The sequence below is a fragment of the Maricaulis maris genome (genome assembly GCF_049116555.1).
GTDB classification, from domain to species: domain Bacteria; phylum Pseudomonadota; class Alphaproteobacteria; order Caulobacterales; family Maricaulaceae; genus Maricaulis; species Maricaulis maris_C.
The window spans coordinates 318,696-345,217 of record NZ_JAGDYT010000006.1 but is presented as its reverse complement, the minus strand read 5'-3'; the positions used below and the strand labels follow the sequence as shown (position 1 = coordinate 345,217).

Below are 26,522 nucleotides of genomic sequence, written 5' to 3'. Positions count from 1 at the left end.
CGGCGCGACAAGGGACGAATAAATGAGCAAATCGGCCGAAGCCAATGATGCATCGGAAAATCCGGATGGTCCGCTGCTGGACCTGACGGATCAGTCAGTCAAGAACATGGTGAAAACCGCCAAGAAGCGCGGTTACGTCACCCATGACGAACTGAATGCGGTCCTGCCGAGCGAGGAATTTTCCTCGGAGCAGATCGAGGACGTGCTCGCCCAATTGTCAGAGATGGGCATCAATGTCGTGGATAATGATCCCGACGTGGACGATGACTCGGCCGAGGCCCCGGCGAAGCCGGCCAAGGCTGCAGCGAGCGCCGACGACACCGATGACGATGATGAAGAGGAAGAGGAGAGCGACAGCCGTGCAGTGGCCGGCGCCTCCAAAACCGCCGTCACCGGTCAGAACACCCCGACATCCGCAGACCGCACCGATGATCCGGTGCGCATGTATCTGCGCGAAATGGGCTCGGTCGAGCTGCTCTCCCGCGAGGGCGAGATTGCCATCGCCAAGCGTATCGAGGCTGGCCGCAATGCGATGATCCGCGGTCTCTGCGAGAGCCCGCTGACTTTTGAGGCCATCATGGTCTGGCGCGACGAGCTGACCGAAGGTCAGGTCCTGCTGCGCGACATCATCGACCTGGATGCCACCTATGGCGGCCAGCAGGCGGAAGCCGCCGAGGATGGTGATGAGGACGAGACGGGCGAAGGCGAGACGCCGACCCCGGCCGGCGACACCACCGCCAAGCCGGACTCCGACGATGATGATGATGACGAGGAGAAGTCCTCCAAGTCAGATGATGATGAAGACGGTGAAGAGAGCGAGTCCTCGTCTGACGATGATGACGATGATGATGATGACGGCGCGTCGCTCTCCCTGTCCGCCATGGAAGCGGAATTGCGCGATGGCGTGATGGAGACCCTGGACTCCATCGCCACCGATTTTGCGGCCTTCCGCAAGCTGCAGGACAAGCTGGTCGCTGCCCGCATCGAGGGCAAGGACCTCACCAAGCAAAGCCGCGAGAAGTACGAAGGCCTGCAAAACGCCATCGTGACCAATCTCAACACGATGCACCTCAACAATGCACGTATCGAGGCACTGGTTGAGCAGCTCTATGCGATCAACAAGGAACGCATGGCGCTGGAAGGCAAGCTGCTGCGCATGGCCGACGCCCACGGGGTGCCGCGCGCGCAATTCATGGACAGCTATTTCGGCAATGAGCTCAATCCGGAATGGCCGGGTTCAATGGCGTCCACGTCCAAGGCCTGGGCCCGCTTCATCGACCGTGAAGCCACGGATGCCGGCAAGATCCGTGACGACCTGGCCGATTTGACCCAGCGCGCCGGCGTGCCGATCGAAGACCTGCGTCGTATCGTCCGTACCGTCCAGAAGGGCGAGCGCGAAGCGCGTGTGGCCAAGAAGGAAATGGTCGAGGCCAACCTGCGTCTCGTCATCTCCATCGCCAAGAAATACACCAATCGCGGCCTGCAATTCCTGGATCTGATCCAGGAGGGCAATATCGGCCTGATGAAGGCCGTTGATAAGTTCGAGTATCGTCGCGGCTACAAATTCTCGACCTATGCCACCTGGTGGATCCGCCAGGCGATCACCCGCTCGATCGCCGACCAGGCCCGCACAATCCGTATTCCTGTGCACATGATCGAGACGATCAACAAGATCGTCCGGACCAGCCGCCAGATGCTGCACGAGATCGGTCGCGAACCGACCCCGGAAGAGCTGGCTGAAAAGCTCGCCATGCCGCTGGAAAAAGTGCGCAAGGTCATGAAGATCGCCAAGGAGCCGATCTCCCTCGAAACGCCGATCGGCGACGAGGAAGACAGCCATCTGGGCGATTTCATCGAGGACAAGAATGCCGTCCTGCCGATTGATGCCGCCATCCAGGCCAATCTGCGCGAGACCACGACCCGGGTTCTTGCCAGCCTCACCCCGCGTGAGGAACGCGTGCTGCGCATGCGGTTCGGCATCGGCATGAATACCGACCACACGCTGGAAGAAGTCGGCCAGCAATTCTCGGTCACCCGCGAACGTATCCGCCAGATCGAAGCGAAAGCCCTGCGCAAGCTCAAACACCCGAGCCGGTCTCGCAAGCTGCGCAGCTTCCTGGATAACTGATCCGCGCCATCGCGTGGGTCATCCCGGGCGCCGCGACGCGGCGATCCGGGATCCGGAAGTGACCGGTTCAGACAGTAAGGAAGCCGGCCTTCGGGTCGGCTTTTTTGTGGCTGGCCCGTGTTTCAGCGTCTAGCCTCACCGAATGCTTCGTTTGACCCGTTGGCTCTGCTTTCCGATCGCCCGCCGCCTCGGCTGGTGGCCGGTCGCCGTCTATTGCGCGCTGACCACTCTGCTGGATATGAGCCGTCGCCGGATCTGGCCCCCGTCGCCGGACGTCACCGGGCAAATGCCGGCCTGGGACTATCCGGCTTTTTACGGGAGCGTCTTGGTTGGCCTGCCGGCCATTCTCTGGTCGAGAAACCGGGACTGGTATCGACCTCAGCAGCGGGAGGCATAATGCCCCTTCACCACTTCCATCTCCAAACCACCGGGCCAGGCCTCTACGAGATCAGCGCCGCCGCTCAACATTTCGTAAGCGAAGCAAATGCTCCGGACGGACTGCTCACGGCCTATGTCCGGCACACATCCTGCTCGCTGGTGATCCAGGAGAATGCCGATCCGGACGTTCAGCGGGACCTCAATGCGTTCTTCCGGCGACTGGTTCCGGCGGCGGATGATCCATCGATGACCTGGCTTGTGCACACGACAGAGGGCCCGGATGACATGCCGGCGCATATCAAGGCGGCGCTGACCCAGACTTCGATCGGCATTCCCGTCGCGCATGGAGCGTTATTGCTGGGGACCTGGCAGGGACTTTACCTGTTCGAGCACCGTGACCGTCCGCATCGGCGCGAAGTGGTCTTTCATCTGACGGTCTAGGTTCGGGGGCCTTGGCAGTCCGTATCGACGGCTCCGCAGCCCTATGAGGCCGCAGAGGCGGGGCGGGCGGAACGGCGGATTTGCGTGCCCAGCAGAAGGCGCCGCATGGTGCGCTCGAGCCCTTCCGGGCTCAGCGGCTTTTCGGTGTGCGCGTCAAAACCGAGCATGGCATAGCGGTTGACCTGATCGGTCATGACATTGGCCGTCAGGGCCACGACCGGTGTGGGCAGTCGGTGTTCGGCCCGTTCAAACGCCCGTATTTCCTGAATGGCGTCCTCGCCGTTCTTGACCGGCATCTGAATGTCCATCAGGACCAGATCGAACGTGTCGCGCTTGAATGCTGTGACGGCCTCCTCGCCATTCTCCACCATGTGAAGCTCGACGCCGAGCTTGCCGAGATAGGCTTTCAGGACAAGACGATTGGTCAGATTGTCCTCGGCTGAAAGGATGCGGGCCGGGCGACCATCAACTGTCAGGGCGCCGCCCAGCGTGATCAGATCGGGCGCGTGTTCGGTCGGATCGGTTCGCTCAACGACTTTCAGGGGCAGGCGAACCGTGAAACATGTTCCCTCGCCGGGCGTGCTGCCCACCGCGATCGTGCCGCCCATCTGCTCAACCAGTCCCTTGCAGATCGCCAGGCCAAGCCCGGTGCCGCCAAAGCGTCGCGTGGTGGAACTGTCCGCCTGGACAAATTTCTCGAAGATCGCCCCACACTGGGCTTCGGTCATGCCGATCCCGGTATCGCTGACGACGAGTTCGATCTCATCGGGGTTGCCGGCGACGTCTGCCGGGCCGAGTGACAGGCTGACCTGGCCCTCGGCAGTAAACTTGACCGCATTAGCGACGAGATTGTTGGCGATCTGCGACAGGCGAAGCGGGTCCCCAAAGCGGAACTGATCCGGCGCATCATGGACGTCGACTGCGAGCGTCAGCCCTTTCTTGGCAGCGGCGTCTGCGTACAGCGCGGAAACACGATTGCCGATTATGGCCAGGTCGAAGGGGGCCTGGTCGAGTTCGATCTGGCCGGCTTCGATCTTGGACAGGTCGAGGATGTCGTCGAGCAGATGCATCAAGGTGTCGCCCGAACGTACGATAATATCCAGCTTGGACTGGACGTCCTCCGCGAGGTTCTTGTTGGCCAGCACACGTGCCATGCCAAGAATTCCATTCATCGGCGTGCGGATTTCGTGGCTCATATTGGCCAGGAAGTCGGACTTGGCGCGATTGGCGGCGTCGGCGCGGTCCCGGGCCTCGACCAGATCGGTGATGTCGGTGATCGAGCCGGCCATCCGCACGGCCCGCCCGTCATTGCGCTGGGCGACGCCACGGGTGCGGAACCAGCGATAGCCGCCATCGGCGCAGACAAACCGCAGCGGCATGTCATAATCGGTGCCGTGCTTGATGTGATTGCGCATGGCTAGGATGGCCTTGTCCCGGTCTTCCGGGTGGACATCGTCCGGGTACTCGTCCTCGGTGAGGGTGGCGGCCTCGTCGGCATGGCCCAAAAGGCTGCGCAGCCGGGGTGAGTGGTAGATCGTCTTCGTTGTGAGATCCCAGTCCCAGAAGCCGTCAGCTGATCCGCGAACCGCCAACGCCATGCGCTCGCGATTCCGTTCGAGTTCGTCGAAGGCGGCTTCACGTTCCCGGGTCAGCTCATTCTGGCGGACCCGGCCGCTGAGGACGAGATGGGTGCCTATGCCGATGCCGATGGAAACCAGAACGCCCAGAAACAGGATGATGATCGGTGTGGAGCTGAACTCTTCCATGTAGAGCGGCGCGGCGGGGAGGATCTCCACAGTCCAGACCGAGCCGGGCAAAGCGACCGTCCGGCGCGCATTGAGGCGCTCGCTGACCGGTATGCCGGATTCATGGATCAGGTTGCCGCCCTCGGTCACGCGAATGGCGACATAGTCGGCAGAGTCCTGCGGGAGGCCGCTTCGGATCATGCCGGCGACATCAAAGACACCGACGATCAAACCGTCAAAGCGCTCGCCGGTAAAAAGCGGGAAATAGCCGAGAAAACCCGACCCGCCCTGCACGAGATCGATGGCGGCGCTGTTATTGGGCTGGCGTGTATTGACTGCCCGCATGACGGCGCGAGCGCGGTAGTCCTCAAACAGGATATCCAGTCCGACAGCCGCCTCATTGCCGACCGCGGGCTCGACCCATTCCAGCCTGAAGTCTGGATTGGCCCACTGGACCGCGCGCAATTCACTCGTGTCACCGACAAAGGAGCGTGCGTCGGCGCGCCATTCGCTCTCCGCGGTGCCGCCTTCGCGGACCCAGCGGCCCGCCATGCGCTCGAGCCCGTCCAGATTGAACTGGACCCGTTCCGCGAGATTGTATTGCAGATTGGCCGCGATTTCCCGCAGGTGAACACGCACCGCGTAATGCTCCTGCGACCGGATGTGCAGGGAGACGGCGGTGAAGATCACCAAACAGAACAGGGCAGCCGAAAGCGGCAAGAACAGGCGGTAGCGTGGCATGGGGGACCTCGTCGGGTCCCATCACACACCAAACGGGGTTAATTTCCGCTTTATCCCCTATGGCCGCGCCACCGCCCTGTGCCCTTGCTCCGGTCAGGCCTTGCGCTGTTCCTGGCGTCGCTGGAGCAGGCGCGATCCCCAACGCGTTCCCAGCCAGCCAACGGGCAGGATCACGATCAACCAGGGCAGGAAGCCGGCAATAAAGCCCAGCACATCCGCGAGGCCGCGCGCGAAGTCGCCGGACAGATTGCGCAGGGCGCGCCCCAACGGATCGAAAGCGCTGCGGGATACGGGCTCAATCCGCGAGGCATAATTGAGGGTCATGGCCGACATGGAGACGCGGCCGCGGAGCGCGCGAATACGGGCCTGAGACCCTTCAATATCCCCCTGCAGGCGGGCCAGTTCACGCTCGACCCGGACCAATTCCTCAACGCTGGCGCCGGGACGCTCGAGGAGCGCGGTCAGGCGGGTACGCAAGATTTCCTTCGCCGTCAGGCGGGCTTCCAGGTCGACGATGGTTGCGGTCAGGTCTTCGGCGGCCTGGGTCTGGTTGCGAATCCGGCCATTGGCGGTGTCGAGCTGGCTGGAGAGACCCGCGCGGAATTCGTCGATCCAGGCCGGCACGGCGCGCAGGGAGAGCGTGGCCGAGGCGCCGCGATCGCCTTGCTGACGGATATTGGCATTGACGACCTGGCAGGTCTCAGGTCCGGCCGAGACGCAGGCGTCACGGTGGGTCTCGACCAGGGTCGAAGTCGCCGCGGCGGGTGTTTCGAGCTGATAGCCATAGCTGTAAGCAACCAGACGTTCGCTGCCCTCGTCGCTGGCAGTGCCGACTCCAGTATCGCGATCGCGAGCCGCGGTGTCCTGGATGGGTTGTGGTGCCGGGGCCGGGGCGGGGGCGTAGCTGGCGTCTTCACGAGACGCGTCGGTGATGGCGAACAGGCCGAAGCTTTCCTCGGGCCGGTCGGCGTCAAATACGGTCGCCTGCTCGCACGCGGCGAGCAGGCTGAGTGAGGCCAGGCCCACCAGAAATACAGGTTTCATCCATCCATCCCTTCGCCCGCCGCAGACGGCGGGGGGTCGCATCCATCCCCAGTGCGATCCATCCTCACGGGAAAGGCGACCAAAGGAAGGCGGGCGTCCTAGCTGTCCTCTTCCCCGGTCAGCAGGCGCTCATAACTGTCCACCAGGGCGAGATAGGGAGGCACTGGCGTGTTTTGAATGCCCGAGCCGGTATCGATCGCCATCTTGATCTCGAAATGCAGATGAATGGTCGTCGCCGTGTCACCGAACTCGTTGGAGACATAGCCGATCCGTTCGCCACGGCTGACCGTGTCACCCGGCTCGACTTCGAGCGTGTCCTTGTCGAGGTGGAGATAGGTGTAGCGCACGCCGTCATCGGTCATCAGCCGGACGGAATAGGTGCCGATGGACGTGATCGTGCCGTCAGCGACGGCGACGGCCCAGTGGATATCGTCCTGACAACTGGCCGGGCGGATATCCTGGCCCTGATGTCCGACACCGGCGGGGCACATGGGCGTGCCATAGCCGCGCGTCTCGCAGAAATTGTCGCGCCAGGCATAGTCGTAATTGCCGGCATTGCACTGGCCACCCCCCGGTCCCAGATAACCGCCATAGCCATAGACCTGGCTGTTGGCATAGGCCTGCCCGGCTTCCATGGGGAAGCGCATGTCGGGCGCATAATTGATCTGGGTTGTCTGGCCGGTGCCCGAATCTTCGACCAGATCGCCGGCGGGCATCCAGGTGAAAATATCGCCGGCTTCATCGACCGGGTCCGGATCGGGTACGGGGTCCGGCTCCGGTTCGGGCTCCGGTTCAGATTCAGGTTCCGGTTCAGGTTCGGGTTCCGGCTCCGGCTCCGGCTCGACCGCCTCGACCGGTGCCGGGTCTTCCTCTGCCGGCAAAGGCGTCTCTTCCATCGGCCACCAGATCATGGCGGCGATACCGGCAGCGGCGACTGCGGCGGCGAGGGTGAGTTCGGCTTCGCGGGACATTACTGACCTCCTGACGCCGGATTGCCGGCGGCGATGATCAGCGAGTCGGCGAGGCCGCGCACATAGGCGTCGTTCCGGCAGCGGGCATCGGTTTCAGGGCGATCGCATTCCACGGTGATGGAATAGGCGGCGCCATAGCGATTGAAGCTCAGCTCGCGGCCATATTCGGTGGCGCCGATGCGATAGCCATTGCCGTCACCGGCACTGAGGCGTCGCGTGCTCAGCGGGTCGGGTGCGCGGGCATGGGCGAGCCGTGTACCGAAGACCTCGATCAGAAGGCCCGGCGCGGTGATGGAGAGATTATAGAAATTCTCGCGTGGGAAGAGCAGAACCCGTGCATTGCTGTCGAGGCCCAGCGCATCGGTGCCGGGGATGAGGACCGGCAGGCCGGTATTGGAGACGCCGGCGGCCTCGGGATTGGTCGGTCGCGCGAAAGGCAGATTGCCCTGGCTGACCGCCGCCACCGTCGAGGTGCGCTGGTATTGGCGGGCCTGCAGCTGGATGTCTTCGGCGGCCTGGCCCCAATTGATCGCCATCGCCACCGGTGCGTCCGGCTGCGGGGTCCGTTGTGGCTGCAGATTGGTCGTCAGCTGCCCGAGTCGGGCTGCGTTGATCTGGGCCGGATCAATTTGGGCCGGGCTGACCTGGGTGGGTACCGGTTGGCGTGTCGGCGTGCCGGCCTGCTGTTGCGCAGGCGACGCGGTGCTGACCAGCAGCATGGCCGCAAGCGGTGCGAGTATTTTCGATCGGTTCTTCATCAGTCTCTCCCCAGCCAAGAGTATAGCGTTTTTTTGCACGCCCTGCATGAACCTTCGATGAGAGCACCGATTGGCCCGCGTTCAGACAAGCGCCGCCGCGTTCACGCAGTGGCAAGGGTTTCAGGCGAGACCTACATGCCTGTGAGCCGCGCATGCGAGCGACAGGCGTTGAATTTTGCCGCGCTTGCCCGTATGTGCACCGCAATATGTTGTTGCTGGAGGAGCGCGATGCGCCTCACCATGATGAAATGCAAACTGCACAGGGCCGTCGTGACCCAGGCCGACCTTCACTATGAGGGGTCGATCTCGATCGATCGCGATTACCTCGATGCGGCCGGCATCCTGCCCTATGAGCAGGTCGATGTGCTCAACATCAACAATGGCGAGCGTTTCACCACCTATGCCATCGAAGCCCCACGCGGCAGCCGGACCTTTGGCATCAATGGCGCCGCAGCGCGTCTGGCCCAGGTCGGTGACCGTATCATCGTCGTTGCCTATGCCGGGATGGAGGCCGCCGAGGCCGAGCAGTTTGACCCGGTTGTGGTCCTGTTGGACGAGCACAACAAGGTCATGGCCAAGCCCCGGGCGGCCTGATCGCTTTCCCGACTACTGGTTGATGCAGAAATCGGCACTGACGGTGGCGGTGAGCGTGAGTGTGCCGGCGGCGACAGGCGTGGCCATCATGTCATCCGCCATGCTCATCATACGTGTTTCATAGACGGGCTGTCGGCCCATACCGCTTTCGCCCATACTCCGGATTCCGCACAGCTCGAATCCGGCCGCATCAGCGAAGAGTTCAGCCTTGGCCAGAAGCTCGGCAATCGCCGCGCGGCGGGCTTCATTCATGGCCTCATCCGTGTCTTCGGCACCGAAGGTGACGCCGTTGATATTGTTGGCCCCGGCGGACACCATGGCATCTATGACCTGGCCGACGCGGTCGGTGTCACGCACCTTGGCACTGACCTGGTTGCGGGCTTCATAACCGATAATCGTGCGTTCGATCTGGTTGGGCTGGCGCCGATCGGCATAGACCGGCGAAACCGAGAGCTGGGCCGTCTGCATGTCGTCGCTGTCGACCCCGGCCCGGCGCAGGGCGTCAAACACCTCGCTCATCGCCTGGGCATTGGCCCGCACGGCGCCTTGGGCGGTTTCGGCGCGACTCACAACACCGGACGAGACCGTTGCGAAATCGGGCGCCATTTGTACGGTCGCGCTCTCCGACAGGGACAGGGTGGGGTCGTTGTCCTGCAACTGGGCAAAGGCCGGCAGGCAGAGTGTGGCTGCCAGCGCGGTGGAGGTGATGAGGGTGCGGATCATGGTGTCAGTCCCTTTTCGTGGATGGTGATCGCGCACACTCTAACCCAAGCGGCGCTGACCGCACGCTGAACGCGCGCGATTCATTTTCGCCATCATGATGTCAGACCTGTAACAATGCCTGCCAACCTGTCTTGGCGACAGCGCCAAGAGCCAGTAACCATGGGCCACGCTTTAACAGCGGGGCCTGTAGCTCAATTGGTTAGAGCCGGCGGCTCATAACCGCTTGGTTGGGGGTTCGAGTCCCTCCGGGCCCACCATTTTCCATAAGCTTCCGCTCCGACCGGCGCGGCGCTTCTGTGACACGATTGCGCTGGCGCCGGTGCTCGCATGTCGCGCGCTCGAGGCTGTGCAGTGCGCGTTTTGCCCCCCCTTTGCCCTCGGCAGCCCCACCATTTTCGCGCGCGCGGCAGTCCGCCTTGCCGATATCTCGAATGGGGCCGCCTTGGTTGATGTTCCCGCCGCAAGCTATTGTAGTTACCAACTTTATGGTTAGTCTCCGCAAGGGTGCCAAAGGAGGCGATCATGTCGCATGTTTCGGGAAAGCCAGGCGTTACTTTTTATGCGGTGATGTTCGTCGTGTTGTTTCTGACAACGGTCCTGCACGAACTCACGCATCTGTTGACGGGCCTGGCCCTCGGCGTCGACACATTCGCCTTTGGTCTGGGCCGAGTCAGTCTTCGCTCTCCAGCCGATTTCGAGTGGCAGGTCACGCTCATCTCGATCAGCGGTCCGCTCTTTACCCTGACCATGGGCCTGTTTGGTGCCTGGCTGGCCATTGGCCGCAGGCTTGCCTTTGGATACGATCTCGTCTTCGTCGCCTTTTACCAGCGCCTGCTGGCCATGACGATGAGCGTTGTGACCGGCAATCACAATGACGAGGCGCGTGTCAGCCTGGATCTCGGTCTTCCCTGGTGGGCAGTGCCATCTGTCTTCATTGCGGTCCTGGGCACGGCGCTTTTTTTCTCGAGCGTTCGTTTGCGGTTTGGTTTCCTGGTCCTGTTCCTGAGTTATGTGACGGCCAGTCTGGGATACACATTGCTCATTTATCTCGACGGCCAGCTTCCGGGGCAGGGTCTGTGCGACAGCATAATGGCGCCTTTCTACGACCCCGCATTCGGATGCGCGGGCGACGCGTGACCCGATTTCATTGAGGCGAGGGTGGGCGCACGGCTTCTGACTGCCAGCCCGGATGCGCTGACACGGTCTCGATAGCGACCTGATTTGCGGAGACTGACAAAGCCCGCGCCCTGCTGCTCGCCCGGTCAGCCCGAATGCCGTGTGCCCGTGTCCGTGCCCGTCCCCGTGCCTTGGTCGGCGTGTTTTTGCGCGCGCTCACGCCCGGGCAATCAGGCCGCTGACAGGGCGCGCCAGCCTTCCGCAATTCCCACTCAACAGTTGCCATAGAATTTTTATGGCGTATCTTCTGCGAGAACTTCGACAACGTAGTCGAAGAATTTGAATGGGGAATTCCGAATGGCAAAACGAGCCAAGCCAGTATCTCGTCGAACATTCGTCGGGCTGATCACAGGCGCCGCGACCGCAACAGTTGTGGGTGCCCCGGCAGTTGCTCAGCAGGCACGGACCGGTCGAACGGACAGCGATCCGAATGATCGTGCCGGCTATGGTCGTTCGGGCGTGACCGACAGTGACGCCAATGACCGCGCCGGCTATGGCCGCGGCTCTTCAGGCGTGACGGATTCGGATTCGGGGTCGAACTCTGACTGTGGCGGTCGTGGGCGCGGCAGCACGAATGGCGCCTCGGACAGCGATCCGAATGATCGTGCCGGAAATGGCCGCACGGGCGTGACCGACAGTGACGACAGCGATGGTGCCGGTCGTGGCCGGGGTCGCGGTTCCTGCGCGTAAGCGACAGCGACGAATTCATGAACTGACATCGTGTTGCGGGGGCTGGCATTGCTGGCCCCCGAACCATGTGTGGCATCAGAATCCAGGACGACACCATGAGTCTCGAACAGCCGGCGCAAGACGCCCTCGCCCTCCTGCTCGGCCCGCTCACACCGGAGCAATTCTTCGCCGAGTTTTACGAGCGCAAATTCTATCGCAATGCGAGCAAAAGCGACCAGGCGGCTGCCCTGCTGAGCCTGGACCGGGTCGACGAGATCCTGTCCGACAGCGAATTGCCGGCATCCTCGATCAGCATGGCCAAATCGGGCAGTTCCATTCCTGAAACCGAATTCACCTTTCCCAATGGTGTGGTCGATCGTGGCTCGGTGCTCGACAATTTCCGCGACGGATGCACGTTGATCCTGCCGCAAATGCATCTGGCCGATGGCACGCTCTATAATTTCTGCCTGGCGCTGGAGCGACAATTCGGGGCCCGGACCCAGACCAATGTCTATCTGACCCCGCCGGGCGAGACGGGTTTTGGGGTTCATTATGATGATCACGATGTCTTCGTGATCCAGATTTCCGGTGCGAAAGAGTGGGAGATTTACGGCGATCGTGACGGCCTGCCCTTCAAGGGGGAGAGCTTCCGCAAGGACCATGACGACACCGGTGAGCTGAAGGAAACCTTCGTCCTCAACCCGGGTGAGTGCCTTTATGTCCCACGCGGTACCGCCCACCGCGCGCCCAATCATGGTGACGAGCCCAGCCTGCATATCACGGTCGGGATCCTGGTGCAGACCTGGGCCGAATTCATGCTGGAAGCCGTGGCTGAGGCCAGTCTTCGAGTTCCCGAAATGCGCCACTCCCTCCCGCGTGACATGTTCTTCGAGGGCGGCGAAGTCAGGGCACGCCATGCCCAGACATTCCGTGATCTTGTCGATGAGCTCGCCGCCAAGGCCAGCTTCGATGCCACGCTCGCGGCGTTTTCGGGCAATTTCGTCAGCGGGCAGGGGCCGCGCCTGCGCGGCGCGTTGCTGTCGCTGGCGCAGGGCGTCGGGCCGGACGACCGGCTTATCGTTCGTGATCATATCCTGTTCAACTTCGAACCTGTGTCCGCGGGGGATGGTGATGTGGAACAGGAAATCGTGCTCTCGGGCGGCCGCATTCCGATGAGTGGCGCGCTGGCCGAGCAGCTGCGGACAAAGATCGCCGCGGGCTCGATGTGCAAGAGCGAATTCAGCATCAGCGACGCTGACGAACTCAATGATGTGATCGATTCGCTGGTCGCCTACGGCCTGCTGCTGCGCGCCGACGCGCCTGTCAGATGAGATCCGGGGTCAACGTCTGGGCCGGCATGCGGGCGGGATAAAGACGGCCGGGCCGCGTCAATATTGGCGGTGAGACCGAGCCCCAGGTCGTCGTTCGACGAGCGTATTCCGACGGCCCGTCACGAAGTTTGCGTGTTCAGAGGCGGACCGTCTGGCCGGAGGACGGCACTGTCTTCGCTCGAACCGCGTATAATTTCATTCGTGACGGAATGGTCGACTCGCGGCACTCCCATCCTGTTTTTGGCAGCTTCCCATGCGACTTGCCGTTGAGGTCGGATATCGGTAGCTGGAACTCGTTAGCTTGCGGCGTCACACGGGACAGGTGCGCCGGACACACTCACAGGGGACATCATGTACCGTCATTTTCTCGCACTCAGCGCGAGCGTCATTGCGCTGTCATCGACCGGGACCGTCGCTCTCGCTGACGATCACGATCGTATCGAGGCACTTGAAGCGCGCATCGAGCAATTGGAAGAAACCAATCGCCGCCTGCTCGAATACCTTGAATCCCAGGGCGCGATGGACGACGCCGCGACTCCCCACAGCGCGCCACATCCTGCGCCTCATGCCGGACACCACACCGCGCCGCATGCGGCCCCCGACCAGCCGGTGCAGGTCGCTCATGCCGACCAGCATCGCGCGCACCAGGACAGCTACCGCCAGAATTTCGTCGGCCTGAGCACGCAGTACAGCTTCGACGTGCTGGACCATGCCGAGGGCATCAATCAACGTCAGCTGATCCAGCTCCAGGCCATGCAGAATGGCCAGCTGGATAATCGCGTGACGCTGAGCGGCGGTGTGACGGTGCTGGCCAATTACCAGCGCTCGAATTCGGACACCAAGTTCGGCTGGCTGATGCGTCATCCGACCTCGGCCAACCAGATTGGCGAGGAAGTCTCGGAGATGGTTGTTCACTCCGCCCAGCTCGCCGCAACGGCACGGGTCGCGGACAATGTCACCGCCTATGTCGAACTGCTCTACAATCCGGAGCAGAGCTTCGGGTCGGGCACCATTACCGACCTCAACCGCAATCAGGTCCAGGTCCGCAAGGCCTGGGTGATGTACGGCAATCTCGACACGTCGCCGATCTATGCCGCGATCGGCAAGATGGACACGCCGTTCGGTCTCAATGATACGGTCAGCCCGTTCACCAATTCGACGACCTGGCACTCCTTCGCCGGTCTCGCCTATGGCGGCATGGTTGGCTATTATAATGACGGCCTGCACGTCCGTGCGATGGGCATCCAGGGCGGCGCCCAATTCCGTGCGGCCAATTCACCGGTCCAGGGTACGAATGTTCCGTCTCGGGTGAATAATTTCGCCATCGATGCCAATTACACCACGCCGATCGGAGCCGATGGCACGATCATGGTCGGCGCCAGCTATGAGCATGCCAGCCCGTACTGCCAGGCCTATCCGGTCTTCCACTTCAATCCCTGCGCCGACAACAACCCGGCCTATGCGGTCTACAGCCGCCTCACGCTGGGTGATTTCGAATTCCTTGGCGAGTTCCAGGAAACCACGGATATCTGGCCGGGTTCTGCGGTTCCGGATCCCACCAATCCGCTGAGCGTCTTCGAAGCGCGGGAGACCACTTCGTGGGCCCTGGGCGGTCGCTACGCAATGGATATCGGTGCGGAAAGCCCGCTTGATGTCTCGCTTGAATTCAGCCGCTTCCGGGCCGGCGATGACGGCGCGCCCTGGGAGCGTCAGGACCAGTATGTGGCTGGCCTGTCCTACTTCCTGGCGCCGGGCGTGAACGTGTTTGGCGAGTACATCCATACTGATGGCTGGGTTCCGCTCAACTTCCTCAGCGGCGGCAACTTCCCGGACGGCTCGACCTGGTCCGAGCGGGATGCCACGACCGACATCCTGACCTTTGGTATCCAGGCCGCTTTCTAGCCGGTCCGATACAGGTGAACTGAAAGAGCGCCGTCCCTCCGGGGGCGGCGCTTTTTTGTGTCCGGGGCGCCATGCGGACGAGAACAAGGCCTTTGCTCCGCCGGGAATCAAGGACCGATCCGGGGCGGGCTGTCGGCCTGCGGGCCTCGGTGAAACCGGCCGCCTCTGATCGCGTTCAGCGCGGACGCCATTTCGCACGTGCCGGATTTACGCCCGGACCGGAGATCGCAATCAAAGGTGGGAGGCCGTCCGGCAGACACGGATTTGTTAACCCCGCTGGGCTATATTCGGGTCTACTTGAGGAGGGATGTCGCGACATGCTGTGGAGACAGATCGACCGTTTGACCGGGGCGGACCCGCTCGTCGATTTCGATTACGCGATCAAATCGCGTATCGCCGTGGCCTATACCGCGATCTTCACGCTCATGGGTCTGGTCAATGCGGCCGTGCTTGCCTTTGTCCTCGACGGGCGCCCCGGAATGGTGGAACTCGGTCTGGCCTCGGGCCTGCTGGCCGGGTCGGTGGGTGTCACCGGTCTGAAGTTGCGCCGGCCCAATGCCACGATCGCGGCGATGATCCTTCTCGCCTCGCTTGTCCTGTTCGCGGCGGCCTGGGCCAATCGCGGATCTTTCCCGCCGGCAACGCTCTATCTGCCCGGCATTCTTCTGGGCGCCTATATCGCTTGGGGAGCGAGGGCCGCGCTGTTCGCGATCCTGCCGCTGGCCGCCTATTTCGGTCTGATCATCAGCACAGCCCATGTCACCGAGGGCGGACGTCTCGGCTTCAATCCCTCCGAACTGCTGGACATGCTGGTCGCGGCCGGGGCTCTGTCCTGCGTCTGGATAGTGCTTTTCGGTTCCAGTTTCCGGTCGGCGACGACCGATGCCCAGAGCGCGCTTGCCGCGTCCAACCAGCGACTGGAGACCGCCCTGATTGCGGCCCAGCAGGCCAATCGCGCCAAGTCCGACTTCATCGCCAATATGAGCCATGAGGTCAGGACGCCGCTCAATGGTGTCCTGGGTATGACCAACGTCCTGCAAGCTGACACCAGCTTGAGTGACGATCACCGCCGCAGCCTCGAGCTGATCGATGATAGTGGCAAGGCCCTGCTCGAATTGCTCAATGATATTCTTGACCTGTCCAAGATCGAAGCGGATGCGCTCGAGTTGGACAATCGCGAATTCGATCTGGCCGACCTGATCCGCAATACGACCGATCACTGGCGGCCGCAGGCGGAGACAAAGGGCGTGGCCCTGACCGTCAACAACCAGCTCGGCGACCCGGCTTTTGTGCGTGGCGACCCGCTCCGTCTGCGCCAGATCATCAATAACCTGCTGGCCAATGCGGTGAAATTCACCCATTCGGGCCGGATCAGCGTCACCTTGACGACGGTCGGCGAAGTGCGCGAAGGCAAGACCCGCGTCCGGCTGTCGGTTCGCGATACCGGAATCGGTATTCCCGGCAACAAGCAGGATTCGATTTTCGACCCCTTCAACCAGGTCGATGCCTCGATGACGCGGCGCTATGGCGGAACCGGGCTGGGTCTCGCCATTTGTCGACGCCTCGTGAACAAGATGAACGGCAAGATCACGCTCTCCAGCAAGATGGGCCGTGGCTCCACCTTCACCGTTGACGTGCCGCTGGAGCGAATTGCGACATCCGAGCAGCCGGTCGTCACGCGCGACCCGGCGTCCACCAAGCCGGTCGAGGCCGCAGGGCGTGTCCTGGTGGTTGATGATGTCGTCACCAATCAGCTTGTCCTCAAGGCGATGGTCCAGCAGATCGTCAGGGCGGACGAGCTCGTCGTGGATTGCGCCTCGGGTGGCCGGGAAGCGGTCAATAAGGCGACGTCATTCGCCTATGACGTGGTGCTGATGGATATTCAGATGCCGGAGATGGACGGGGTCAGCGCGATGCAATGCATCCGCGAGACTCGAAAGTCCGCCGACGCCCGTATCATAGCGGTCACCGCTCTGGCATCGGATGATCACCGCCGTGAATTCCTCGCCGCCGGCTTTACAGACTACCTGCCCAAGCCGGTCGAGATCGCAGAATTGCGGCGCGTGCTCGAAATTGCCCTGGTCACCGACCGGCGCTCTGACGCGCCGACCGATGAAGAGAGCCGGGTCTCCAGCGGCTGACCGTCAGATTTCCGCGACGATCAATTGCGGTCCACCCGCGGCGATCGCCGCCTTCAGGGCGTCGTCGAATTCGCCGGCCGTGCGTGCGCGGCGACCCGGGACTCCAAAGCCTTCTGCCAGCTTGACCCAGTCCATTTTGGGGTTGTCCAGAGACAGCATCTGCTGTGCTGCCGGTCCCGGATTGCCGGCGCCGACCCGGGACAATTCGATATTCAGGACCAGGTAGGAGTGATTGGCGAAAACCACATTGATCACATTCTGCCGCTCGCGCGCCTGGGTCCACAAGGCCTGTAGCGTATAGGCCGCGGCCCCGTCGCCACACAGCGCGAAGACCTGCTTGTCCGGACAGGCGAGGGCGGCTCCGACTGCCTGCGGCATACCAGAACCGATCGCCCCACCGGTCAGGCACAGCCAGTCATGGCGAGGGCCATGCTCGATCCAGGGAAAGACCCCCAATCCGGACGTTGTGGCATCATCGCAGATGATGGAATCGTCCGGCATGTGACGCAGGAGGGATATGCCCACATAGCCGGGATTGAGGGCTTCATCCGGGAAGAGTTTCGGTGCTTGTGATTGTTCCGGCAGGTTGAGCTCGACCTCTGCCGCTCCCAGCCCGTCGGCCAGGGATTGAAGCGCGCCAATCACGTCATCGGCCGGACCGGCCAGATGCGCGGTGCGTGTCCCCGGAGGGGTCAGCTCGCTGGGTTGGTCGGGATAGGCGAAAAAGGCAACCGGCGGTTTGGAACCGGCGATCACGATCAGGTCGGCGCCGTCCAGTTCCTCGAGCGCCTGTTCCCCGAAATAACCCAGCCGCTTGGGGGAGACCCGGCCATGGCCGCGGGCAATGCGGGGCACAAAAGTGTCCATGAACAGTGCCGCGCCGGTCGCCTCGGCAATCCGGCCGGCGGCCGCGAGACCATCCTCCCGGCACGCATCATTGCCGAGGAATAGAACCGGATTCTCCGCCGCCTTGAGGGCCGCGGCAACCGCCGCGATCGTGTCGGTCGGGACCGGCTCGGGCCCGGGCAGATCGACGGCGTCAATCACTGCCGGTTCGGCATCGGACCAGGCGCAATCGGCGGGCAGGACAAGCGTGGCGACACCCCGCTCCGGCCCGTAGGACTGGCGAACCGCCTCAACCGCCATGGCTGAGACGTCAGAGGGCGCGCCAACCCGTCCGACCCAGCGTGACATGGGGCGACAGACCCCGTCTGCGTCCGAGGTCAGCGGCGCGTCGAATTGGAGGTGATCGCGGGCATGGTCACCGACGATATTGACCACCGGCGCGTAGGCGCGGCGGGCATTGTGCAGATTGGCGAGACCATTGCCGGCCCCCGGTCCCAGGTGGAGCAGGGTACAGGCCGGCTTCTCGGCCATGCGGGCATAGCCGTCGGCCGCACCGGTCGCGACGCCTTCGAAGAGGCAAAGGACGGATTGCATCCCCTCGATCCGGTCGAGAGCGGCGACCATATGCATTTCGGATGTGCCCGGATTGGTGAAACAGACTTCGACGCCCTGATTGATGAGCGTGCGGACCAGGCTTTCAGCTGCGAACATGGATCGACCCCGTGATGACTTCTTGTTGCTTGATATCTTGTCTAGTGCGGCATGCGGACGAAGTCGGGCGTGAGGTCTGACAGGCGCGATGCGCCAACCAGGGCCATGTCGCGCTCCAGTGCCGAATGCAGAATGTCCAGGGCGCGGGTGACGCCGGCTTCACCGGCCGCGCCCAGCCCGAAAAGATAGGGCCGACCGACCGCCACGGCATCGGCACCGAGCGCCAGCGCCTTGATGATGTCCGTGCCGCGCCGGATCCCGCCATCCAGAATGATATCGGCCTGACCGCGCACGGCGGCGACGATGTCGGGCAGGGTGTCAATCGTGGCCGGGGCGGTGTCCAGCTGCCGGCCGCCATGATTGGAGATCCATACTGCGTCCGCGCCGGCATCAAGGCAGCGTCTGGCATCGTCCGGGCGGGCAATCCCCTTGATCGCAAAGGGCCCGCCCCAGGCCTCCTTGATCCATTTCGCATCGTCCCAGGTCACTGTGCGGTCGAACTGGGAATTGAGGAATTCGATAATCCCCATCCCGCCCGTGTCCATGTCAGCCCAATTGGCGGCCAGGATTTCCGGCGTGGTCGCCATGTCCCAGAGATAGCCCGGCCGGGCCAGGATCTGGCTCACCGTCTTGGCATTGATCTTGGGCGGGATGGTGAAGGCATTGAGATGGTCGCGTTCGCGATTGCCGGCGACCGGGACATCCACGGTCAGGATGAGGCCGGTAAAACCGGCATTGCGGGCGCGCTCCAGCGCCGCCTCGACGATCGCGCGGTCTTTCCAGACATAGACCTGGAACCATTTCGGCCCGTCAGTGTGGTTGGCGATGTCCTCGATCGTGGTGGAGGCGAGGGTGGAAAGACAATAGACGAGTCCGGCCTTGCGGGCGGCCCGGGCAACCGCGGCTTCGCCGGCGCGCGGATTGAACAGGCGCTGGGCCGCTGTCGGGGTGACGATGATGGGCGCCTTGCTGGGTGAGCCCATGATGGTCGTGTCCAACTCGATCATCGAAATGTCGACGAGGGATTTGAAGTTCAGCTCGTAATCGCCATAGCGAGTGTCATTGCGGGCGAGCGTGATCTCGTCGTCGGAGCCGCCGTCGATATAGTCGAACACCATGCGGGGCAGGCGTTTGCGGGCCAGTGCCCGCAAGGCCTCGATATTGTGAACCTGGTCAATCGCTGTCATGGCAGCGAGCGTTGTCCGCTTCCCGACACAGCGTCAAGTCTCGACCGGATCTTCGGTCGCCGGACGCGGTCGAATCCCGAAGAAGAGGGCATAGAGCACCGGAACGGCGATCATGGTCAGGACCGTTGCGAAGGTCAGCCCGCCAATAATGGTGACCGCCATGCCCTGGAAGAAGGCGTCGGCCAGCAGCGGCGTCATGCCGAGGATCGTGGTGGCAGCCGCCAGCAGAACCGGCCGCAGGCGACTGATTGAACCATCGCGGACGGCGTCGGCCCGGTCTGCGCCGTCACGAATGCGCATGTCGATTTCATCGACCAGCACGATCGCGTTCTTGATCAGCATGCCGGACAGGGAGAGCAGGCCGAGCAGGGCGGTGAAGGAGAAGGCGACATTGGTCAGCAGCAGGCCGATCACCACCCCGTTCACCGACATCGGTACCACCGCCCAGATGATCAGCGGCTGGCGCACCTTGGCGAAGAGCAAAAAGGAGATGGTGAGCATGGCGATGAAGGTCAGCGGCAATTGTCCGCCCAGCGAGGCATTGGCCTCGGCCGAGGCTTCATACTCACCGCCCCATTCCATTGAATAGCCAGGCGGCAGGTCGATGGCTTCGATGATCGGCGCAAAGCGGGCAAAGCCCTCCGAGGCGGTTTCCCAGGGATGCGGATTGGCGCGTACCGAGAGGGTCCGGGTGCGATCGCGTCGCTGGATCAGAACATCCTCGAACTCCAGGGCGAAGGACGAGACGACCTGGTTGATCGGGACATAGGCTGCCTGTTGCGGACTCCAGACCAGGCGGTCATCGAGATAGTCCGGATCGGAGCGTTCAGCCTCCGGTGCTCGGGCCAGGATCGGAATCAGGGTCTCGCCTTCGCGATAGACACCGACCTGGCTGCCATCGGTGGCGAAACGCAGCGCGTTGGCGATGTTCTGGCGAGTCACGCCGATCGTCTGGGCGCGTTCCTCGATGATGAGAGGTCGCAGGATTGGCGTCCGGTTGCGCCAGTCGGTGCGGATATCGATGACATCGCCATCGCGGCTCAGCGTGCTGGTTGCGGCCTCTGCCAGCGCGCGCAGCACATCGGCATCCGGTCCCGAGAAACGGGCTTCGAGCTTGGCGCCGGAGGGCGGGCCGAAAATGATCCGGTCCGCCCGGACATCAACATCGGGCAGGGTCTCGCGGACATGGGCGAGAATGCGGTCGGCGAGCGCGGGAATGGCGTCTATTTCATGCGTGCGCACAATTACCTGGCCGTAGGCGGCGTTGGGCTGTTCGGCCGAATAGGTGAGCATGAAGCGGGTCGCGCCGGCCCCGACAAAGGTGTCGATGATCTCGGTCTCGGGCTGATCCGCGATGAAGCGGCCGATCTCGCGCAGGGTGGCATCCGTGGTCAGGATGTCGGTGCCTTCGGGAAGCTCCACATTGACGTAGAACATCGGCGTGTTGGTGGCCGGGAAGAAGGAATTGCGCACCGATCCGAAGCCGACATAGCAGACCAGCGTGACCGCGATCAGTCCGGCGAGCACGGTCCAGCGGCGCGCCAGGGCGAGGCCCAGGAGGCCGCGATAACCATTGAACAGACGCCCGGAATAGAGGCTGTCGGAATCCAGGTCCGCCTTGCCGGCGGCCAGGGCTTCGGCGCGCTGGGCGGCGAAGAGATGGTAGCCAATCATCGGAACGACCGTCACGGCGATGACCCAGCTGAGGAGAAGGGCAATCGCGATCACCGCAAACAGCGAGAACAGGAATTCCCCGGTCGCGTCCGGTGACAGGCCGATCCCGGCGAAGGCAAGAATGCCGATCACGGTCGCGCCCAGCAATGGCCATTGCGTGGAGGCAACCGCGTCTTCGGCGGCCTGCATCCGTGGTTTGCCGCGCATCACGCCGGTCAGCATGCCCTCGGTGACGACGATGGCGTTGTCGACCAGCATGCCCATGGAGATGATCAGCGCACCCAGTGAGATGCGTTCCATCTCCAGCGCGAAGATGTCCATGAAGAAGACGGTGCCGGACACTGTCAGGAAGAGGACGGTGCCAACGGTCAGGCCGGCCCGCCAGCCCATGAAGAGGCACAATACCCCGATCACGATGGCGATCGACAGGGTCAGGCTGACGAGGAAATTGTTGATCGCATCATCGACGACCAGGTGCTGCTGGTAGATGGGATGGAGTTCGACGCCCAGTGGCAGGCCGGCCTCGAGCTCGGCGAGGCGGGCTTCCACAGCATGGCCGACGTCCACGATATTGGCAGTCGGCAGGCCGGCCACCCCGATCGTGAAGGCGCGGGCATTGTTGTGATAGATGAATTGGGAGGGGCGTTCGACCGGTTGCCGGCGTACTTCGGCAATGTCCGACAGCCGGATGGCCTGATCGCTGTTGCGCGGGGTAATCAGCAGGTTCGAGATGGCATCGATACCGCCCAGGGTCTGCGGAATCTCGACCCGGACCAGGCGGTCATCCATCGGCGCCGAGCCGGCGGTCACGACGGCATTCTCACGCTCCAGATCTTCCAGCAAATCCGAATAGGACAGGCCGAGGCGGGCGAGGTTTTCCTGCGGGATCTCGATATAGATGCGTTCGTCCGGCTCGCCTTCCACAGCGACCTTGGCGACATTCTCGACAGTCAGGAGTTCGCGTCGGAGCGTTCGGGCGATGTCGCGGATGCGGGCATCGGAATAGCCGTCAGCGGTGACCGCATAGAAAATGCCGTAAGTGTCGCCGAAATCATCGTAGACGACCGGCGCGCCGGCCCCGGGCGGCAGGGCGGCAACGGAGTCGCGGATCCGGGCCCGAAGGCGCGTCCAAACCGCCGGCATGTCAGCGCTGTCGATCGTGTCGTCCACGGTGACATGGATTTCCGACACGCCCGGCGCGGATTCCGAGCGGATTTCGTTGACTTCACCCATCTGCTGGATCGCGATTTCCAGGGTCTCGGTGACTTCCTGTTCGACCTCCTCCGCCGTCGCTCCGGGATAGGGGGTGAAGATGATGGCTTCCTTGATGGTGAAGGCCGGGTCTTCAAGTCGCCCGACATTGAGGAAGCCGGCCAGTCCGCCGAGCAGGCAGAACAGGATGACCATCCAGGTCAGGACGGGCTTTTCAATGGAGAGGCGCGCGAGGGCGCTGGACGGGGTCGCCGCGGCGCTCATTGCGACATTCCGGAGCGCACCGCATCAGACAGTGGACGCACTTCCATCCCCTCATGCAGCGCGGAGATGCCGGCGGTGACGACGCGGTCGCCGGCGCGAAGACCGTCGGTAACAATCACGGTCTCGCCTTCGAATCCGCCCGTGGTGATGGACCGGGGTGAAACCGTTCCGGCGCCTTCGTCAAAGACCCAGACCCGTTGTGTGCCGTCCGGGGCAGCACCGACGGCGGCCAGCGGAATGCGAAGTCCGTTGAGAGCGCTTGCATCATTGGCAAATTGCGCAAACACCGTGGCCGTCATGCCGGGCAGGATATTGGCGGGAATATTGTCCGGCAGGGCGGCGATGGCGCGATAGGTGCGTGAGGCCGCATCAGGCTCGGAGACCAGTTCGCGCGGGACCAGGGAGAAGGTCTGGCCGGGCAGGAAAGCGAAGGCGGCCTCCAAGGAGACCAGATCATCGGCGTCAAAGGTTGCGACCATGCCCTCGGAGATCGGTATGGAGACACGCAACTCTGACACGTCCATCAGGCGCACGACCGGCTGGCCGGGCGAAACAATGGTGAAATTGTCCACCAGGCGACGGCTGACCAGCGCGTCAAAGGGCGCGGTCAAGGTCGCATAGCCCAGATTGCGCCGTGCGGTCTGCAGGGCGACTTCGCGCAAATCATAATTGGTCTGGGCACTGTCGAGCGCGGCCTGGGAGGCAATGCCGCGTTCGTGCAGGGTGCGCTGGCGCTCCAGCTCGGTATTGGCCTGTTGCAGCTGGACCCGTGCTTCGCGGGCCGCGCGCTCGAAATCTTCGGCGTCGAGGGCTGCGACCAGTGTGCCTTCTTCGATCAGCACGCCTTCATTGAGCGGAAGCTCCGCCAATTGTCCGCCGACCTGAAAGGCCATGTCGACGCTGAGACGGGCTTCGATCCGGCCGACGAATTCATGGCGCGTCTCGCCATTCTCCGCGGTAGCTTCGGCCAGTTGAACCAGACGTGGCTGAGCGACAGGGGCCGGCGCATCTTGTGAGCAGGAAGCCAGAATGAAGGCTGCTGTCAGGGCTGGAAGCCAGGAAAATCGGGTCATGTGTAAAGCTCGCGGGCCATGCTCAACAGGCGATCGCGGATCGGCTGGAACTGATGATCGGGTATATGGTTGAAGCCCAGCAGGACGGAGAGTTTCAGCCCGTCCATGGCCAGCATCAAGACGTGTGCGGCGACAGGGTCGGGTGTTTCCTCGGCGAGACGCTGGAAAGTGGTCGAGAGAATTTCCCGGGCCGGGTCAAGCAGTTCGGGGTGCTCGGCGGAGGCTGCCAGGAGCGCGGTCGACAGACCGTCCTGGGACTCCGAGCGATCGAACATGCTGGCGAAGACTTCCGCCAGCGGCGGCTTGCCGGCCTCGCGTGCCCGGCTCTCCGCGCATGCGAGTTCGTCGCCGATCTCGGTCACCATCCGTTCGACCATCCCCTGCAGCAAGGCGATCTTGTTGGGGAAGTGATAAAGCACGCCGCCTTTGGAGACGCTCGCCTCCGCCGCGACGGCGTCGATGGTGAGGCGGCGCGATCCGTCGCGGGCCACCACGGTTTCGGCGGCGTCGAGGATCGTGCCGCGGGTTGATGGCTTGCTGGCTGGCATTGCGTAAATCCACTTTATTGTGCACTGCACATAAACCGTCCAGACGGTACAGTCAATACCGTCCAGACGGTATAGTTCCGGTGGTTTTTCCAGACTCGCGGACTGGCCTGCCCGGTCCTTCTCGAGTGGCGATAACATTAAAAATCCCCGTTTTGCGACCGGGGGTTGCGTCAGTTGAAAGATGCGCGCCCTGACTAGTGGAGGGGCGAGGGCGGCTCTTCTAGAGACCGGGGCGGGCACCGGGCGGGTGCCATCCGACCGGAGAGCTTCATGACCCTTTTCCTGCGTGCCCTGGCTGTCGCCGGTTTTCTGTCCCTGTTTGCCATGCCCGGGTCGGCAGAGGCCTATGGCCGCGATGGTCACCGCATCGTGTGCGACCTTGCCTATCGCTATCTCTCCGACGAGACCCGCACCGAGATCGACCGCCTGGTCGCGCTTGACCCGCAATTCGACACTTTCCGCGACATTTGTTCCTGGGCCGACGAGGTTCGCGGTTCGACCCATCGGCACACGGCGCCCTGGCACTATATCAACCAGGAGCGCAATGACCCGCAGGTCGATGCCGAGGACTGCGCCGAGAATGGGTGCATCACCTCCGCGATTGACCTGCATGCGGGCATTTTCGCTGACCGCTCGCGCTCGGATGAGGATCGGCTTGAGGCCTTGAAATTCCTCGCTCACTGGATGGGCGATATCCACCAGCCACTGCATGTCTCCATCGAGGGGGATCGCGGTGGCAATGATATTGACGTGCTGTGGCGTGGCGAACGCCGGACCAATCTGCACCGGGTCTGGGACAGCGAAATCCTGCTCGATTACATGGCCGAGACCTGGCCCTATCTGGAGGAGGCTGACCGCTGGGCGCAGCTGGCCGAGGCGCTGGCTGCCGAGATCCCGCTCAATGGGGTCGATGTTTATACGCCACTGGCGCCAATCAGTTGGGCCCAGGAAAGCCATGACATCGTCCGCTCGCGCGGCTTTGCCTATTACTGGGCGCGTGCCGAAGAGCCGATCGAGCCGGGTGACGCCTATTATGCCCGCAACCTCCCGGTCTCGCTGCAACGTTTGAAACAGGGCGGTGTGCGTCTGGCCGGCCTTCTCAACCAGCTGGTCGAGGCGCGCCAGGTGTCCGGACGCAGCGGTTCCAGCACGGGCTCCGGCGCGCTGAACTAGGCCTATTCGACAGCGAAGACGGCGCAGACCCGGGTCTCGAACCGCATCGGTTCAAAGTCGGCGGCGAGGGCGAAATTGCCGGATGCCGCCACAAGGACACCTGGGTCGATCACGCCAGCTATGGCCCCTTGCTCGGCGTCGACCACTTGCAGCGGCGCCGGTGAGTTGAATGCATCCCGTTGTATCCGGCTGCCGGTTACGACAACGCGGTCGCCGGCATTATTGCGGCCGATCTGGCCGTAATCGCCATTATCCAGCCCGGCCGCGGTGGCCGGCGGGCGCAGGCAGGGTTGCTGACCTTCCAGCAGGACCTGGACTGGCCCGAGGCGTCCGCCGGCAGACTCGGCGACGATGCGGGCGCGCTCGGTCGCGTCGTCCACCGCGGCGGCAAACGCCTCGCGATAGAGTTCCGCGCTGGGCTGCATGGAAAAGCGGATATCCTGCGAGCGCGCCGGTCCGGCTGCCATCGCCGCGCCGCGGACATCGGCAAGATGCTCAAGGTCAAACGCGATCACGGTGATCGTCACCGAAGCCGTATAGCCCAGCAGGGCATCGGGATGGCGATTTTCCTCGAGGCGCTCGCGGAATAGCCCGTCCTGTTGGCTGACCTGCTCATAATAGGGCGAGACCGACAGGTCGGAGGTTATTCGAATATTGTTGCCATCGATCTCGCGCATGGCCTGCGTGACCGAATTGGCGCGGGCCACGGCTTCGGCCACCGCGTCTTCGCTAAGCTCATTGCGGGCTTCATAGGTGACCGAGAATTGTCCGCGATTGGGCAGGACTTCGATATAGGCGCGACCGATTGCTTCGACCGACGCTGTGCGCGCCCAGACCGGCGCTCTCGAGTCGACAGGCTCGCCATTGCTGCCAAAGCCGCATCCGGCCAGGGCCAGGGCCGGCAGACTTGCAGCCAACAAGAATGATTTCTTCATCTGACATCCCCTCATCTGATCAAAACTGGCGCCCGATTCCCCGGACATGCCAACCGCAATTGGTGCCGCTCTGCCACGCAAGTGGAGATAATGCCGTGATCCTGCCCGCCCTTCACGCTTTTGCTTGTTGCGCGCGTTAGCGTTTGGTTAATATCCG

Annotated in this window: 21 protein-coding genes and 1 tRNA gene; 11 read left to right on the top strand and 11 right to left on the bottom strand. The window is 63.0% G+C overall.

All coding sequences use genetic code 11. The features are described from left to right. Nucleotides 1-22: 22 nt before the first annotated feature. The 3 genes from rpoD (at nucleotide 23) to JXQ94_RS09225 (ending at nucleotide 2,947) form a co-directional block, all read left to right on the top strand. Nucleotides 23-2,128 carry an RNA polymerase sigma factor RpoD gene (gene rpoD, locus JXQ94_RS09235; protein WP_421923483.1) on the top strand — a complete coding sequence of 702 codons (2,106 nt, stop codon included), beginning with the start codon at nucleotides 23-25 and terminating at the stop codon, nucleotides 2,126-2,128. 142 nt (nucleotides 2,129-2,270) lie between these two features. Continuing rightward, nucleotides 2,271-2,525 (top strand): hypothetical protein, encoded by a 255-nt coding sequence (locus JXQ94_RS09230; RefSeq protein WP_421923482.1) that lies wholly within the window; start codon nucleotides 2,271-2,273, stop codon nucleotides 2,523-2,525. Continuing rightward, nucleotides 2,525-2,947 carry a secondary thiamine-phosphate synthase enzyme YjbQ gene (locus JXQ94_RS09225; RefSeq protein ID WP_421923481.1) on the top strand — a complete coding sequence of 141 codons (423 nt, stop codon included), beginning with the start codon at nucleotides 2,525-2,527 and terminating at the stop codon, nucleotides 2,945-2,947. Before JXQ94_RS09230 ends, JXQ94_RS09225 begins: the two co-directional genes overlap by 1 nt. Nucleotides 2,948-2,988: 41 nt before the next feature. On the opposite strand, the gene JXQ94_RS09220 is transcribed toward JXQ94_RS09225, so the two are convergent. The 4 genes from JXQ94_RS09220 to JXQ94_RS09205 all read right to left on the bottom strand — a co-directional run bounded on the left by JXQ94_RS09220 (nucleotide 2,989) and on the right by JXQ94_RS09205 (nucleotide 8,206). Then, nucleotides 2,989-5,433, bottom strand: a complete 2,445-nt coding sequence (locus tag JXQ94_RS09220) for an ATP-binding protein (protein ID WP_421923480.1) — start codon at nucleotides 5,431-5,433, stop codon at nucleotides 2,989-2,991. Nucleotides 5,434-5,526: 93 nt separating this feature from the next. Next, nucleotides 5,527-6,477, bottom strand: coding sequence for a DUF4349 domain-containing protein (locus JXQ94_RS09215; protein WP_421923479.1), 951 nt, complete (start codon nucleotides 6,475-6,477; stop codon nucleotides 5,527-5,529). A 98-nt stretch (nucleotides 6,478-6,575) separates the two neighbouring features. Then, on the bottom strand, nucleotides 6,576-7,448 hold the full coding sequence (locus tag JXQ94_RS09210; RefSeq protein ID WP_421923478.1) for a M23 family metallopeptidase: 873 nt from the start codon (nucleotides 7,446-7,448) through the stop codon (nucleotides 6,576-6,578). Then, entirely contained in the window at nucleotides 7,448-8,206 is a 759-nt protein-coding gene (locus tag JXQ94_RS09205; protein ID WP_421923477.1) for a hypothetical protein, read from the bottom strand. Before JXQ94_RS09205 ends, JXQ94_RS09210 begins: the two co-directional genes overlap by 1 nt. Nucleotides 8,207-8,434: 228 nt before the next feature. Here JXQ94_RS09205 and panD point away from each other — a divergent pair, with 228 nt between their 5' ends. After that, entirely contained in the window at nucleotides 8,435-8,800 is a 366-nt protein-coding gene (gene panD / locus JXQ94_RS09200; protein WP_421923476.1) for an aspartate 1-decarboxylase, read from the top strand. Between the two features lie 12 nt (nucleotides 8,801-8,812). Here panD and JXQ94_RS09195 read toward each other — a convergent pair whose 3' ends face one another. After that, nucleotides 8,813-9,523, bottom strand: a complete 711-nt coding sequence (locus JXQ94_RS09195; protein WP_421923474.1) for an SIMPL domain-containing protein — start codon at nucleotides 9,521-9,523, stop codon at nucleotides 8,813-8,815. Nucleotides 9,524-9,703: 180 nt separating this feature from the next. Here JXQ94_RS09195 and JXQ94_RS09190 point away from each other — a divergent pair. The 6 genes from JXQ94_RS09190 to JXQ94_RS09165 all read left to right on the top strand — a co-directional run bounded on the left by JXQ94_RS09190 (nucleotide 9,704) and on the right by JXQ94_RS09165 (nucleotide 16,742). After that, a tRNA-Ile gene (locus JXQ94_RS09190) sits at nucleotides 9,704-9,780 on the top strand. Nucleotides 9,781-10,045: 265 nt separating this feature from the next. Then, complete coding sequence (locus tag JXQ94_RS09185; RefSeq protein WP_421923473.1) at nucleotides 10,046-10,660, top strand: hypothetical protein; 615 nt, start codon at nucleotides 10,046-10,048, stop codon at nucleotides 10,658-10,660. Nucleotides 10,661-10,996: 336 nt separating this feature from the next. Then, nucleotides 10,997-11,389, top strand: coding sequence for a hypothetical protein (locus JXQ94_RS09180; RefSeq protein ID WP_421923472.1), 393 nt, complete (start codon nucleotides 10,997-10,999; stop codon nucleotides 11,387-11,389). Nucleotides 11,390-11,484: 95 nt separating this feature from the next. Then, on the top strand, nucleotides 11,485-12,699 hold the full coding sequence (locus tag JXQ94_RS09175) for a cupin domain-containing protein (RefSeq protein WP_421923471.1): 1,215 nt from the start codon (nucleotides 11,485-11,487) through the stop codon (nucleotides 12,697-12,699). Nucleotides 12,700-13,050: 351 nt separating this feature from the next. Further along, nucleotides 13,051-14,601 carry a porin gene (locus JXQ94_RS09170; protein WP_421923470.1) on the top strand — a complete coding sequence of 517 codons (1,551 nt, stop codon included), beginning with the start codon at nucleotides 13,051-13,053 and terminating at the stop codon, nucleotides 14,599-14,601. A 317-nt stretch (nucleotides 14,602-14,918) separates the two neighbouring features. Continuing rightward, a complete protein-coding gene (locus JXQ94_RS09165) occupies nucleotides 14,919-16,742 on the top strand; it encodes an ATP-binding protein (protein WP_421923469.1) in 1,824 nt (607 codons plus the stop codon). Between the two features lie 3 nt (nucleotides 16,743-16,745). On the opposite strand, the gene JXQ94_RS09160 is transcribed toward JXQ94_RS09165, so the two are convergent. From JXQ94_RS09160 to JXQ94_RS09140, 5 genes are read right to left on the bottom strand one after another with little or no spacing between them, the layout of a single operon-like run. Further along, entirely contained in the window at nucleotides 16,746-18,299 is a 1,554-nt protein-coding gene (locus tag JXQ94_RS09160; protein WP_421923468.1) for an acetolactate synthase large subunit, read from the bottom strand. Nucleotides 18,300-18,340: 41 nt separating this feature from the next. Further along, the gene (locus JXQ94_RS09155; protein ID WP_421923467.1) at nucleotides 18,341-19,486 is read right to left on the bottom strand and encodes an alpha-hydroxy acid oxidase; all 1,146 of its coding nucleotides are present in this window, start codon (nucleotides 19,484-19,486) and stop codon (nucleotides 18,341-18,343) included. A 33-nt stretch (nucleotides 19,487-19,519) separates the two neighbouring features. After that, nucleotides 19,520-22,636, bottom strand: a complete 3,117-nt coding sequence (locus JXQ94_RS09150; RefSeq protein ID WP_421923466.1) for an efflux RND transporter permease subunit — start codon at nucleotides 22,634-22,636, stop codon at nucleotides 19,520-19,522. Further along, on the bottom strand, nucleotides 22,633-23,709 hold the full coding sequence (locus JXQ94_RS09145) for an efflux RND transporter periplasmic adaptor subunit (protein ID WP_421923465.1): 1,077 nt from the start codon (nucleotides 23,707-23,709) through the stop codon (nucleotides 22,633-22,635). Before JXQ94_RS09145 ends, JXQ94_RS09150 begins: the two co-directional genes overlap by 4 nt. Beyond that, nucleotides 23,706-24,395 carry a TetR/AcrR family transcriptional regulator gene (locus JXQ94_RS09140; RefSeq protein ID WP_421923464.1) on the bottom strand — a complete coding sequence of 230 codons (690 nt, stop codon included), beginning with the start codon at nucleotides 24,393-24,395 and terminating at the stop codon, nucleotides 23,706-23,708. Before JXQ94_RS09140 ends, JXQ94_RS09145 begins: the two co-directional genes overlap by 4 nt. A gap of 132 nt (nucleotides 24,396-24,527) precedes the next feature. Between JXQ94_RS09140 and JXQ94_RS09135 the strand changes: the two genes are divergently transcribed. After that, nucleotides 24,528-25,430 carry a S1/P1 nuclease gene (locus JXQ94_RS09135; RefSeq protein ID WP_421923463.1) on the top strand — a complete coding sequence of 301 codons (903 nt, stop codon included), beginning with the start codon at nucleotides 24,528-24,530 and terminating at the stop codon, nucleotides 25,428-25,430. A 2-nt stretch (nucleotides 25,431-25,432) separates the two neighbouring features. Here JXQ94_RS09135 and JXQ94_RS09130 read toward each other — a convergent pair whose 3' ends face one another. Beyond that, on the bottom strand, nucleotides 25,433-26,365 hold the full coding sequence (locus JXQ94_RS09130) for an SIMPL domain-containing protein (protein WP_421923462.1): 933 nt from the start codon (nucleotides 26,363-26,365) through the stop codon (nucleotides 25,433-25,435). Nucleotides 26,366-26,522 lie beyond the last annotated feature (157 nt).

Bases quoted from the DNA above. Each gene is read 5' to 3' on its own strand.
- JXQ94_RS09230 (WP_421923482.1), top strand. From the start codon at position 2,271: ATGCTTCGTTTGACCCGTTGGCTCTGCTTTCCGATCGCCCGCCGCCTC.
- JXQ94_RS09215 (WP_421923479.1), bottom strand. From the start codon at position 6,477: ATGAAACCTGTATTTCTGGTGGGCCTGGCCTCACTCAGCCTGCTCGCC.
- JXQ94_RS09130 (WP_421923462.1), bottom strand. From the start codon at position 26,365: ATGAAGAAATCATTCTTGTTGGCTGCAAGTCTGCCGGCCCTGGCCCTG.
- JXQ94_RS09140 (WP_421923464.1), bottom strand. From the start codon at position 24,395: ATGTTATCGCCACTCGAGAAGGACCGGGCAGGCCAGTCCGCGAGTCTG.
- JXQ94_RS09225 (WP_421923481.1), top strand. From the start codon at position 2,525: ATGCCCCTTCACCACTTCCATCTCCAAACCACCGGGCCAGGCCTCTAC.
- JXQ94_RS09220 (WP_421923480.1), bottom strand. From the start codon at position 5,433: ATGCCACGCTACCGCCTGTTCTTGCCGCTTTCGGCTGCCCTGTTCTGT.
- JXQ94_RS09155 (WP_421923467.1), bottom strand. From the start codon at position 19,486: ATGACAGCGATTGACCAGGTTCACAATATCGAGGCCTTGCGGGCACTG.
- JXQ94_RS09180 (WP_421923472.1), top strand. From the start codon at position 10,997: ATGGCAAAACGAGCCAAGCCAGTATCTCGTCGAACATTCGTCGGGCTG.
- JXQ94_RS09205 (WP_421923477.1), bottom strand. From the start codon at position 8,206: ATGAAGAACCGATCGAAAATACTCGCACCGCTTGCGGCCATGCTGCTG.
- JXQ94_RS09165 (WP_421923469.1), top strand. From the start codon at position 14,919: ATGCTGTGGAGACAGATCGACCGTTTGACCGGGGCGGACCCGCTCGTC.
- JXQ94_RS09135 (WP_421923463.1), top strand. From the start codon at position 24,528: ATGACCCTTTTCCTGCGTGCCCTGGCTGTCGCCGGTTTTCTGTCCCTG.
- JXQ94_RS09210 (WP_421923478.1), bottom strand. From the start codon at position 7,448: ATGTCCCGCGAAGCCGAACTCACCCTCGCCGCCGCAGTCGCCGCTGCC.
- JXQ94_RS09160 (WP_421923468.1), bottom strand. From the start codon at position 18,299: ATGTTCGCAGCTGAAAGCCTGGTCCGCACGCTCATCAATCAGGGCGTC.
- panD (WP_421923476.1), top strand. From the start codon at position 8,435: ATGCGCCTCACCATGATGAAATGCAAACTGCACAGGGCCGTCGTGACC.
- JXQ94_RS09185 (WP_421923473.1), top strand. From the start codon at position 10,046: ATGTCGCATGTTTCGGGAAAGCCAGGCGTTACTTTTTATGCGGTGATG.
- JXQ94_RS09175 (WP_421923471.1), top strand. From the start codon at position 11,485: ATGAGTCTCGAACAGCCGGCGCAAGACGCCCTCGCCCTCCTGCTCGGC.
- JXQ94_RS09195 (WP_421923474.1), bottom strand. From the start codon at position 9,523: ATGATCCGCACCCTCATCACCTCCACCGCGCTGGCAGCCACACTCTGC.
- JXQ94_RS09170 (WP_421923470.1), top strand. From the start codon at position 13,051: ATGTACCGTCATTTTCTCGCACTCAGCGCGAGCGTCATTGCGCTGTCA.
- JXQ94_RS09150 (WP_421923466.1), bottom strand. From the start codon at position 22,636: ATGAGCGCCGCGGCGACCCCGTCCAGCGCCCTCGCGCGCCTCTCCATT.
- JXQ94_RS09145 (WP_421923465.1), bottom strand. From the start codon at position 23,709: ATGACCCGATTTTCCTGGCTTCCAGCCCTGACAGCAGCCTTCATTCTG.
- rpoD (WP_421923483.1), top strand. From the start codon at position 23: ATGAGCAAATCGGCCGAAGCCAATGATGCATCGGAAAATCCGGATGGT.